The following is a 12,554-nucleotide window of genomic DNA, read 5'->3' as shown; positions in this document are numbered from 1 at the left end:
CAGTGTTTTAGCCTGCTTTTTCTGAATTAGTCAATATGGGCGGTTGAATCTCTAACTACCAGTTCAGGGGTATATTGCTTGATAATGTCGCGTTCGTTGCCATTACGAATTTGCGCAATTAATAAGTTAGCAGCATCTTGCGCTATTTGGTTGTTAGGCTGGTGAGCAGTGGTAAGCTTAGGCCATGTTTGGCGTGAAAACGGGCTATCTTCAAAGCCTGTAATTGATAATTGACTCGGTATGTCAATTTCCATTAAGCGCGCTGCAAATAGCGCACCTGCAGCGATTTCATCGTTACAAGATACAATAGCGGTTGGCCGGTTGGTTTGATTTATTAATACTTTTGCCCCTTCAACACCTGACTCAAACGAGTACTCTCCGGCAATGACCAACTGCGAGTCTATTTCAATATTATGCTGCGTTAAAGCTGCTTTATAGCCCTCTAATCGTTCTTTAGTTGAGTTATGCTCTGAGCCACCTGCTAAAAAACCAATACGGGTGTGTCCATTATTAATTAAATGCTCAGTAATAGATTTCGAAGCGCAGTTATCGTCAATCATAATACACGGTGTTAACGTATCTGGAGCGCTATGGCCCGATAGTATGCGCACAACTTTAATATTTAACTGCGTGAGTTTTTCTACAAAATTGGGCATTTCTGAAAAGGGCGGTGTGAGTAAAATACCTGCAATTCGCGTGCGTTTTACCATGTCGGTAATTTCATCTATTATTCGTGTTTCTTTCGCATCGCATGGGTGAATGAGTAGCTCAAAGCCTTGTTTTTTACAGGCATCTAAAATACCTCTTTGCATGTCTATGATGTAATAGGCATTAGGATTATCGTAAATATAAGCAATACTGTAAGCTTTTGTTCCTGCAAGGCTTCTTGCTGCTAAGTTTGGATGGTAGTTTAGCTTTTCAACCGACGCCATGACTTTTTCACGCGTATTGTCACGCACAGACGCTTCGTTGTTTATTACTCGCGATACCGTTTTTATCGATACCCCTGCATCTTTTGCCACGTCGTTTATTGTTGCTTTCATAAGCTTAATAGACCTTTAATATTATTTTTTTTGGCACTAATTCATTAGTTAATATCGACAGTTAAAATAGCGATAACTGCGCATTGGATATCATTTTAATGAACAAATTATAAAGACATCCGTTGAGATTGATAGTTAATTTATTGAATGGGTATCGCAGATCATGAAAATCCTGAAATTTTTTATAAAAAAATGACTAATTTATTATTTATAAAATACAACACATTATGTAATTTATATGATTTATTATGTAAATATTTTGTATCTTTTTTGCGCTCGTATGTAGCTATGAAAATAAAAACGGTGTAAAGTCGCTCCATAATGACAACGCTGTCATGAGGTTTTGCACACAATGACATGACACCGTAGCGCGTTGTTTATTTATAAAAAATACTGACACTCAGACACTAGAACACTAAAAAAAATGAAACACCAATAAGGGGAAACCAATGTCAAATTCACTGTTTAAAAAGGGAATGCTAGCTAGTTCAATTGCACTTATTTTATCTGGTAGCCTATCTGCTGCGGCCATTGCACAAGATGCGCAATTAGCACAAGAAGAAATGGAAGTTATTGAGGTTAAAGGGATCCGCAGTTCACTAAAAGAAAACCTTAATGCAAAACGCTTTTCTTCAAATGTATCAGACGTGATCACGTCTGAAGACATTGGCAAGTTCCCTGACAAAAACGTTGCTGAAACACTGTCTCGTATTACTGGTGTTGCAGTTAGCCGTGAATTTGGTGAAGGTGAAAAAATCAGTATTCGTGGTGCTGGCCCAAAATACAACCGAACATTGTTAAATGGTCAAACGGTAGGTACTGCTGATTGGTTTATTTTAGATGAAGCAAACCGAAGCTTTAACTACACCATGCTACCGTCAGTTATTGTAAAAGGACTTGAGGTGAACAAATCACCTGTGGCAAGTATTGATGAGGGCTCTATAGGGGGCACTATTGTACTTAAAACACGCCGCCCGTTGGATATGGATGCCAACTCAGTTAGTTTGTCATTAGAAGGGCAGTATTCAGAAACATCTGGCGAAACAGACCCACAGTTAGCGGGAATGTATTCGTGGAAAAATGACGATGAAACATTGGGTGTTATGGTATCGGCTGTTAAGCAAGAACGTAATTTAGAGCGTCAAGGTTTTGAAGTGCTAGGTTGGGTTGAAAGCGACGATGATGAGTATATTGTACCTCGTAACATTGGTGCACCTAAATTTATTCAAAGCCGGGAGCGCGAAACCTTATTTGCAACCCTCCAATACGCACCGAACGATAACTTATTAATGACGTTAAATTATCTAGATTCGCAAATGGATGTAGACAACCAAAATTCTAACTTAATTAATTTTGCGTTTGGCGACCGCGCTGAAATTATTGCTAATGCGACTAAAGTTAAAAATGGCGCTATTTTAGCATCAAGCGCAGGCGGTAATTATGCTTACAATTACATTAATCGCGTATCAAGTACTGAAACAGATCAAGTACATCTTGATATTGACTACCAAGGCGACGGTTACAGCCTTAATTTTGAGCTAGGTAAAACCGCAGCGAGTGGGGGGACTTACCGTGAAACGTCTTGGGAATATGTTGCTGTTGGCTCAGGCTATGATTACGACTTAACGGGTACACCCAATGTAAATGTGGGTGTTAACGCCGCCGATGGTAATAACTTTGCAGCTGGATGGATTTGGGGCGGGGCAAAACCGACTACCGATGAAGAAACCTTTGCTCAGGCCGATTTAACATACGATGTTGAATTTGGCCCATTCACAGCAATAAAAACAGGTGTTAAATATCGCCAAGCAGAGCGAACTCAAGGGCGTCATGCTTATAGTTGGCATGCACCGTTTGCCGACGGTGGTGCAAATTCAGACAATTATCTAGATCACATTTTTGACACCTGCCCAACGCTTGCAACGTGTGGCTTAGATGCCAATGGCGCTACAAGTATTGATGCTGCTGTGACTGGTAATATTACTGAGCAAGTTTCACATAACCGTAAACTAATGGAAGAAATTGCCTTTAACGGTTTAAACGGAATATCTGCCAGTTATGCAATTCACGATAATTTAGCCGAAATTTGGGAAGTAGAAGAAGATATTTTGGCGCTGTATGTACAAGGTGATTTTTCTGGAGAGGGTTTCAGAGGTAATGTAGGTATGCGTTATGTAAGCACCGAGCAGACCTCTTATGGTTATGAATTTTCAGGTGATTCGTGGGGCTTAAATACAATTAATGGTGATTGGTTAACGCCAAGCGTTTTAAACTGGGTAAGCCAAGATAATGACTACGCTGAGTTTTTACCAAGCTTTAACATTGCTTTTGATTTAACTGAAGAGCAAATACTTCGTATCGGTGCTGCACGTGTTATGGCTCGTCAAAATTGGGCCGATATTTCATCGTCAGAAACCTTCGGTTCATTAACCGGCGGTCGTGGCACAGGTAGCCGTGGTAATCCAAACTTAGCACCCACTATTTCAAATCAGTTTGATTTGTCATGGGAATGGTATTACAACGAGGCATCAATGCTATCGATTGCTTACTTTGCTAAAGACTTAAGCTCATTGCGCTCTACCGTTACCGTAACAGAAGACCGTTATGATCAGGAAAACGAAGTATTTGTTCCTGTTGATTTTGCACAGCCGGGTAATGGGCTAGGTGGCACAATTCAAGGTATTGAGCTGGGACTACAACATGATTTTGGTGGTTTTGGTGTATCAGCGAACTATACATACACAGATGCAAGTGCTGATGAGCAGCGCGATACAAATCAGGTTGGAAGTGGCTTAGTCGAAGGGACATCGAAAAATATGCTTAACTTAATGGCATATTACGAAAACGACGATTACCAAGCGCGCATTATGTATAACTACCGAAGCGACTGGTATAAAGGTCTTCACTTTAATGGTGATGAGCTTTTCAATGACGCCTTTGGCCAGTGGGATGCAAGCGCCTCTTATAATGTAAATGAATACGTAACGCTTACTTTAGAAGCGGTTAACTTAACAGATGAAGAAATTGTTGAGTACAACACGAATGAAGAACGCATTATGTCTATTTACTCTAATGGACGCCGTTATGTGGCAGGTATTCGTGTTAACTTTTAAGTTAATATGAATAAGCATTTCAAAAGCCGAGTTTAGCTCGGCTTTTGGTTATTAATCACCTTGATACAAATTATGGTCTTTAATTATGCGTGCTTTAAAACAGGTCGCAACTTGGCATAATGTAACTCCAGCTATGTTTAAAAACGACATAGCACCACTAGCCGAGCCCGCTATTTTAAAAGGATTGATAAGTGATTGGCCGTTAGTAAAGCAAGTAACTAGCTGCACAGGCGAGAACCCTCATGCTTGGCTTAACATGTTAAGCGAGCATTATGTGGGTGGCAGTGTTCGAATGGCTGAAATACCGCGAAGTGAATCACCTCAGTTTTTTTATAACAAAGCGCGTGATGGATTTAACTTTACCCGCAAAGTTGCACCTTTTATGCAATTTATGCAGGTGCTATTACAAAATGCAGAGTTAATAAAGGCGGGTAATAACTCTGGTGCTGTTGCTATTCAAAGTGCCCCAGTTGTTGATTATTTTAATGACCTTGCAACAACTCACACTATGGCGTTATTTGCAGATAAACCACAGCCGCGATTTTGGCTGGGTAATCAGTCAACGGTGGTGGCTCATTATGATGATGCAGAAAATATTGCCTGCGTAATTGCTGGTGAGCGCAAGGTTACTTTATTTGCACCGCATCAAATAACAAATTTGTATGTAGGCTCTATTGAGCATACGCCAGCGGGTGCGCCAGTTTCAATGGTGGATTTAAATAATCCCGATTTTGAAAAATTCCCCAAGTTTAAGCAAGCACTCAATGAGGCACTTGTCGCTCAGCTACAACCGGGGGATGCATTATATATTCCTACCTTGTGGTGGCATCATGTAGAGGCATTAAGTCCTATAAATATGATGATGAATTATTGGTCGGGCGGGTCTATTGCAAAGAGCAGTGAACCCGTGCCAATGGATGCATTATTGTTATCAATTATGGCCATTAGAGATTTACCCACAGCTCAAAAAAAAGCGTGGCAGGCTTTTTTTAACTACCATATTTTTGACTTTGAAGAGGCGCAAAATCAGCATATTCCTGAACAGCTTAAAGGAATCTTAAACCCGCTTACAAGTCAACAACGAGCGCAAGTTAAGCAGTGGCTTATCAAGCAGCTCAGTTAATAGATTAAAGGATACAGGCAATGACACTCAAATCATTACTGATAGCAGGCTGTATAGCATTGAGCTTAACAGCGTGTCAGGACACAAAAACACACAAACAAAATGTTGAACTGGTTCAAGCGAGTAATAGCGCAATAGAGTCACTCGCTAATATGCTACAAATACAGTACGAACAAGTCGATAATAGACCGTCAAAATACTGCGATAAAACCATTGAAAACGGTAATTGCTTTGAAGCAAAGCTACACATTAAGGCAAGTGGTGCCGTTAATGTGGATGGGTGGAAAATTTACTTTAGTCAAATTACGCCTATTCAACAGGCTCTCAGTGATGAGTTTACTATTACTCATGTTAATGGTGACCTTCATGTAATTGAGTTAAAAGAGGCGTTTACGGGGTTTAAAGCAGGCGAAACCAAAACTATTACGTTTTATGCTAATTTTTGGTCGTTATCGCAAAGTGATGCAATCCCAAATTATATTTTGGTTAACCATAATGAGTACGCCAAAGTAATTACAAGTACAAAGCCCACTGTTGACCCTGAGACAGGTTTAGAGCTATTACCTCATGTTGTACCTTATAGTGATTACGAGCGACAATTTAAGCGTACTAAAAACGATGAAACACAATGGCTGACAGCAGAACGTTTGTTTGAGCGAAACACAAAATATGATTTTTCACCTTATTTAACAGATGAAAATAAACAAGTAGCACAGCACATCATTCCTACTCCAACTAGGGCTACATTTAGTCAAATACAACAGCTAGATATTAGCCAAGGCTTACGCTTTAACCTCAATGGTGTAAATGAAAAAGGGGTAACTGCGGCCATTGAGCGACTTAAATTATTGGGTTTAACGACAAGTGAATCTGGTGTTGCGGTAAATCTTAATTTAACACCCACAAAAGATGGCTCACAAGGTAGTTATACATTAGCAATTAATGTCAGTGAAATAAATATAAGCGCCACTGATGAATCTGGCGTGTTTTATGCCTTGCAGAGCTTGGCGAGTTTATACCAAGTAAACAATACAACATTGCCAATAGGTCAGGTAAACGATGCTCCTCATTATGAATTTAGAGGCGTGTTGGTGGACGTGGCCCGTAACTTTCGAGACAAAGCATTTATATTAAAGTTACTTGATCAAATGGCTGCATATAAGCTTAATAAATTACACTTACATTTAGCCGATGACGAAGGTTGGCGTTTAGAAATCCCTTCTCTTGAAGAGCTTACTGATGTTGCTTCAAAACGCTGTTTTGACCTCTCAGAGCAGGAGTGTTTAATGCCACAACTTGGTGCTGGTATAGATACTTCTAGCCCGGTTAATGGTTTTTATTCAGTGGATGATTACCAAGAAATCCTTAAATTTGCGAGTGCGCGACATATTCAAGTTATTCCCTCATTAGATATGCCAGGTCATTCGCGAGCGGCTATTAAGGCTATGCAAGCTCGTTATAATAAGTACATAAAACAGGGTAATAAACAAAAAGCTGAACAGTTTTTACTTTATGATCCGCTCGATACCACCGTGTATTCTTCGGTACAGCATTACAACGATAACACCATCAATGTATGTTTAGATTCATCGTATGCGTTTATACGCGAAGTTATGGAGCAAGTTAAAATAATTCATAATGAAGCGCAGCACCCGCTAACGCGTTATCACATAGGTGCAGATGAAACAGCGGGTGCATGGGTGTCGTCTCCAGCGTGTACTGAGTTTATTAAACAAAATAATTTGCTGTTTACCAAAGCTGAGCAATTAGGTAGCTACTTTATAGAGCGTGTGTCGAACATGTTAGCTGACATGAATATTGAAACAGCTGCATGGAGTGATGGCCTATCGCATACTAACCCAAATAATATGCCTGACATTGTGCAAGGTAATAGTTGGGATTTACTGATGTGGAATGGCCACCAGCGCGCACACCAATTTGCTAATCGTAATTGGCAGGTAGTGGTGTCATCACCCGATGTTTTATATTTTGATTTTCCTTATGAAGCCGATCCTCAAGAGCACGGTTATTACTGGGCTTCAAGGCATATTAATACAGAAAAAGTATTTCAATTTATGCCTGATAATTTACCCGTGCACGCCGAATTTTGGTTAGACAGAGAAGATAGGCCTTACACCGCAAACGACACGGTCATAAAAAATGATGCAGGTGAAGTTGAGTTTGCACCGCTTGAAAAAGGTAAGCAATTTATTGGTATTCAAGGTCAGTTATGGAGCGAAAACACCCGTACCAATAATATGGCTGAGTATAAGCTTTTTCCTCGTTTATTATCGTTAGCACAACGCGCATGGCACAAAGCGCAATGGGCGGTGCCTTACGATCATGATGGCTTTGTTTATAGCCGAAACACGCAGCGTTTTACGCCTTCACTGAAGCAGCAGCGAGACCAACAATGGTTAACGTTTGCCGCTAGTTTAGGGCTTAAAGAGTTTAATAAGTTAGAGAGGGCAAATGTGCACTTTCGCATTGCTAACGCAGGAGCCAAAATTGAAAACGGCATGTTGTACGCTAACGTTGCTTACCCCGGTTTGCTAATAGAATATATGCAAGCCGGAGGACAATGGCAGACGTATAATGCGCCGGTAAAAGTAACTCAAGATGTGTGGGTGCGTACCAAATTGCCAGTATCTGGTCGTGTTAGTCGTACATTAAAAGTAACACAGCAGTAGCATACACACCCCTTAAATTATAAGAGGTGTAGAAACATAATTTGAATATAAATTAAATAATGACAACGCTGTCATTTGTGTTAGTATAAGATTCATCCGCTCTGGCAGCGTGTTTTATTTTGAGTGTTATGCAACACGGTCGAACAAGTAAAGAGGCAAAAATGATCACCAATACAATTAATAATGAACTCTTTGTTGGGATCGATGGGGGCGGCACTAAATGTAAAGCAATTATCGTTAACAGCGCGAATGAAATTTTAGGAACGGGTATTGCTGGGCCAGGAAACCCTTTACATGGATTTACACAGGCCATTAATTCTATAGAGCAGTCTGCCCAATTAGCTCTTAATGATGCAGGTTTAAGTGAAACCCCTTTATCTTACTTAGTGGCGGGTGTGGGGTTGGCGGGTGTTAACTTACCAAGCCTACATAAACAAATGATGCATTGGAAAAGCCCCTTCAAAACAATGTATTTAACTACCGATTTACTTATTGCTTGTATGGGTGCACATCAAGGTGATGATGGTGCAGTGATAATTGCTGGTACGGGTTCGTGTGGTTTTTCATATGTTAAAGGACAGTCTTTTATGATTGGCGGGCATGGCTTTCCGCATGGCGATAAAGGAAGTGGTGCATGGATTGGCTTTACAGCATGCCAAAACGTGCTGTTGAGCTTAGATAAGCTAATGCCTAATAACACGCTGACTGAATGTATTTTAAAGTATTTGTCTGTCAATGATGCCATGGAGTTAGTCGAAATTATTGCAAATAAACCGGCTGCATTTTTTGCTCAATTAGCCGGGTGTGTATTTCAGTCGGCTGCGGCAAACGACGATATTGCTATTAGTATTTTAAAAGAAAGCGGTGCCTATTTGAGTGACATTGCTCGTCAATTATTAGCCAAAAAATCACCAAGATTATCTTTTATAGGTGGATTGTCTTCGGTTATGACGCCTTGGCTAGACATAGATATTCAAGGTGTTTTATCTGCGCCTTTATCATCACCCGAAATGGGATCAGTACTTTACGCGAAACAACAGCAAGTTAACTACAGCAGTCAGGAGTTATGATGTATCACACATTAATGGAAAAAGAAGCGGCGCAAACGCCCGAAGTCATTAAACAGCAAATTCTTGCTAATCAGCCTCTAGTAGAAAAAATTGGCCAAAAACTACGTGATATTGCGCCTAAAATGGTGATGATCATCGGCCGTGGTTCGTCAGATCATGCTGGAGTATTTGGTAAATATTTAATAGAAATTGAAGCAGGTATTCCTGTTAGTTCAGCGGCGCCGTCGGTTGCCAGTGTGTACGGTAAAACACTTAAACTTGATAGTGCATTGGTGATTGTTATTTCTCAATCAGGACGAAGCCCAGATATTATTGCCCAAGCTAAAATGGCAAAAGAAGCTGGCGCATACTGTATTGCACTGGTAAATGACGAGGCGTCACCGTTAAAAGACATTGTTGATGACTTTATTGGGCTTAAAGCGGGAGATGAAATATCGGTTGCGGCGACTAAAAGTTATTTATCTACGCTGTCAGCTTTAGTGCATTTAGTTGCTAATTGGACTCAAAATAATGAATTATTACAAGGGTTAAAGCAGTTACCTGAAGCATTAGATGCAATCATTGACTCACCAATACAACTTCAGCCAGACGCATTTTTGCCTGTTAAAAACATGGTTGTATTAGCACGCGGTCTAGGGTTTTCAGTCTCTAAAGAAATGGCATTAAAACTTAAAGAAGTGTGTGCTATTCATGCAGAGGCATTTAGTAGTGCAGAATTTTTACACGGCCCCGTTACGTTAGTTGAACAAGGTTTGGTGATTTTAAACTGCGCGGTAGAAGATGAAACCGCATACTCTCACCAGCAGCAAATAGCAGACGTAACCCAGCGCGGCGCTCACATTATCAACCTTACTCAAAATGGAATTGCAGTGCACCCACGTTTAGCGCCGTTTTTAGTGCTGCAGCGTTTTTATTTAGATATTGCCAAAGTGGCAGTTAAGCGAGGCTTTAACCCCGACGAGCCCAAAGGGCTTAAAAAAGTAACAAGGACATTATAAATGTCAGTTCAACGTATTTTTGTTGCTACGCTGTTTGATGGTGATCAGTTTTTAAAAGAAAAAGTGCTTACAATTGACGCGGGTGTTATTACCGCTATTGATGATAATACTAATAATGTAGATGAAACCTTATCAGGCGTAGTTACCCCTGGGTTTATAGATTTACAGGTAAATGGTGGTGGAGGTGTATTGTTTAACCGAGCACGCAGTGCATCAGAGGTTAAACGAATGCTTATGGCTCACGCTAAGTATGGCACAACAGCCATGCTGCCTACTTTAATTACCGATACAGTTGAAGTTATGCGCCAAGCGGCTGATGTAATAGCCGATGCGATTGTTAAACACACACCTGGCATTTTGGGCATTCACTTTGAAGGACCGCATTTATCTATAGCTAAAAAAGGGGCACATAGCGAAGAATTTATTCGTCCGATTTCAGATGATGAGTGGCAAGTTTTATCGCGCAAAGATATAGGCAAAGTGGTGGTTACATTAGCCCCTGAAAATGTACTACCTAGTGATATTACTCAAATGCGTGAGTTAGGCATACATGTTTGCTTGGGCCATACAAATGCGTGTTTTGAGCAGGCACAACGAGCCGTTGATGCTGGCGCTACAGGATTTACACATTTATACAACGCCATGTCGCCTTTACAAGGGCGTGAGCCAGGCGTTGTGGGGTGTGCTTTGCTAAATGATAATACCTATTGTGGCTTAATAGTTGATGGTCATCATGTTGATTATGCTGCATGCCAAGTAGCACTGAAAGCTAAACCTAAAGGGCGTGTGTTTTTAGTGACCGATGCAATGCCACCGGTAGGTACAAACGAAACTGAATTTGCTTTTTTCGATCGAACAGTAACACTTAACCAAGGCAAGTTAACCTCAACAACGGGGGAGCTTGCAGGCTCAGTACTTGATATGGCAACGGCTGTAAAAAATAGCGTAGAGCATTTACAGTTGCCACTATCAGAAGCACTAAAAATGGCATCTTTATACCCAGCACAGTATATTAACTTACCCACAACACATGGAAGGTTAATTGTTGGCAGCCCTGCTAATTTTGTTCAACTCGATACACACCAACAGGTTATAAGCACGTGGATTGGTGGTGAACAGCTTTTTTAAAAAACGATAATAAATATAAATAAAGGAAAAATAACATGACAACAAATGTTATGGATACACCTAAAAGCAGTAGCATGCTGCCCATGGCTATTGTGGCAGTATTATTTTTTATACTGGGGTTTGCAACGTGGCTAAATGGTTCACTAATGCCTTATTTAAGCCAAATATTAAAGTTAACGCCATTTCAGGGTTCGTTAATTTTATTTTCGTTTTATATCGCGGTGACTTTTACAGCATTGCCATCGGCAGTGTTAATTAAAAAAGTTGGTTACAAAAACGGTATGGCGATGGGCATGGGGTTAATGATGATTGCCGGCTTGTTATTTATTCCTGCTGCGATGTCGCAAGTTTTTCCTTTATTTTTGCTAGCACAGCTAGTGATGGGCGCAGGACAAACATTGCTTCAAACTGCCGTTAATCCTTATGTTGTAAGGCTTGGGCCAGAAGAGTCTGCAGCGGTTCGCATTAGTATTATGGGCATACTCAATAAAGGGGCGGGGGTTATTTCTCCTTTAGTGTTTACCGCGTTAATTTTAAGTAATTTTACAGATACAGTAGGCACTGAGCTTAGCCAGCAACAAGTTGATGATATGGCAAATGGTCTTATTCTTCCTTATTTAGGTATGGCACTATTTATTGGACTATTAGCGTTTGCCGTTAAAAAATCACCATTACCCGAACTTATTACTGACGATGCTGAGCAAACAAGTAGCAACAGTGAAATACGCGAAACTTTATCTCACCCTAACTTAGTTTTTGGGGCGATTGCCATTTTTTTATATGTTGCAGTAGAAGTTATTGCTGGCGATACCATTGGCACTTTTGCGCTCTCTCTTGGCGTTGCTAATTATAGTGTGATGACTTCCTACACCATGATCTTTATGGTGTTTGGCTATATTTTGGGTATTTTGCTTATTCCCAAATTTATAACTCAACAAACAGCCCTCACACTATCAGCCGTATTAGGTATTGCTATTACCTTGTGCATTTTATTAATTGATGCGCAGTCGTTTATTATTGCCAACGCATTGTTAATACCATTAGGTGGCGCTAACTTACCCGATGTATTACTACTTATAGCTTTTTTAGGCTTAGCAAACGCCATTGTTTGGCCCGCGGTATTTCCACTTGCGTTGTCGGGGCTTGGAAAACTAACAAGCACAGGCTCTGCACTGTTAGTAATGGGTATAGCAGGCGGTGCATTTGGTCCGGTGTTATGGGGTTTATTGAGCGGCTTTACCTCGCTACAAACTGGCTACTCTGTATTGTTACCTTGTTACTTATTTATATTATTTTACGCCGTAAAAGGCCATAAAATGAAAAAGCAATAACGTCCACCAGCTACACTAACTCCAGTGCACTTTGCAATATAAAGTGCACTGATGATTA

Annotated in this window: 8 protein-coding genes; 7 read left to right on the top strand and 1 reads right to left on the bottom strand. The window is 40.5% G+C overall.

The features are described from left to right. Window positions 1–26: 26 nt before the first annotated feature. The gene (locus AC27I2_RS15745) at window positions 27–1,043 is read right to left on the bottom strand and encodes a LacI family DNA-binding transcriptional regulator (protein ID WP_487204813.1); all 1,017 of its coding nucleotides are present in this window, start codon (window positions 1,041–1,043) and stop codon (window positions 27–29) included. 449 nt (window positions 1,044–1,492) lie between these two features. On the opposite strand from AC27I2_RS15745, the gene AC27I2_RS15740 reads away from it, so the two are divergent. The 7 genes from AC27I2_RS15740 (at window position 1,493) to nagP (ending at window position 12,496) form a co-directional block, all read left to right on the top strand. Beyond that, the gene (locus AC27I2_RS15740) at window positions 1,493–4,156 is read left to right on the top strand and encodes a TonB-dependent receptor (protein ID WP_487204812.1); all 2,664 of its coding nucleotides are present in this window, start codon (window positions 1,493–1,495) and stop codon (window positions 4,154–4,156) included. Between the two features lie 85 nt (window positions 4,157–4,241). Next, window positions 4,242–5,279, top strand: coding sequence for a cupin-like domain-containing protein (locus tag AC27I2_RS15735; protein WP_487204811.1), 1,038 nt, complete (start codon window positions 4,242–4,244; stop codon window positions 5,277–5,279). Window positions 5,280–5,299: 20 nt separating this feature from the next. Next, window positions 5,300–7,969, top strand: a complete 2,670-nt coding sequence (locus AC27I2_RS15730) for a family 20 glycosylhydrolase (RefSeq protein ID WP_487204810.1) — start codon at window positions 5,300–5,302, stop codon at window positions 7,967–7,969. Between the two features lie 161 nt (window positions 7,970–8,130). Further along, window positions 8,131–9,039 carry an N-acetylglucosamine kinase gene (gene nagK / locus AC27I2_RS15725; protein WP_058404551.1) on the top strand — a complete coding sequence of 303 codons (909 nt, stop codon included), beginning with the start codon at window positions 8,131–8,133 and terminating at the stop codon, window positions 9,037–9,039. Further along, entirely contained in the window at window positions 9,039–10,037 is a 999-nt protein-coding gene (nagB-II, locus tag AC27I2_RS15720; RefSeq protein ID WP_058404552.1) for a glucosamine-6-phosphate deaminase NagB-II, read from the top strand. The genes nagK and nagB-II overlap by 1 nt, the downstream gene beginning before the upstream one ends. Next, window positions 10,038–11,165: an N-acetylglucosamine-6-phosphate deacetylase gene (gene nagA, locus AC27I2_RS15715; protein WP_138529368.1), complete on the top strand. Its 1,128-nt coding sequence runs from the start codon at window positions 10,038–10,040 to the stop codon at window positions 11,163–11,165. A 35-nt stretch (window positions 11,166–11,200) separates the two neighbouring features. Beyond that, the gene (gene nagP / locus AC27I2_RS15710) at window positions 11,201–12,496 is read left to right on the top strand and encodes an N-acetylglucosamine MFS transporter NagP (RefSeq protein ID WP_058404554.1); all 1,296 of its coding nucleotides are present in this window, start codon (window positions 11,201–11,203) and stop codon (window positions 12,494–12,496) included. The last annotated feature ends 58 nt before the right edge of the window (window positions 12,497–12,554 follow it).

This window comes from Pseudoalteromonas sp. NH0006-46, from assembly GCF_057547735.1.
This window is presented reverse-complemented; position numbering and strand designations above follow the sequence as displayed.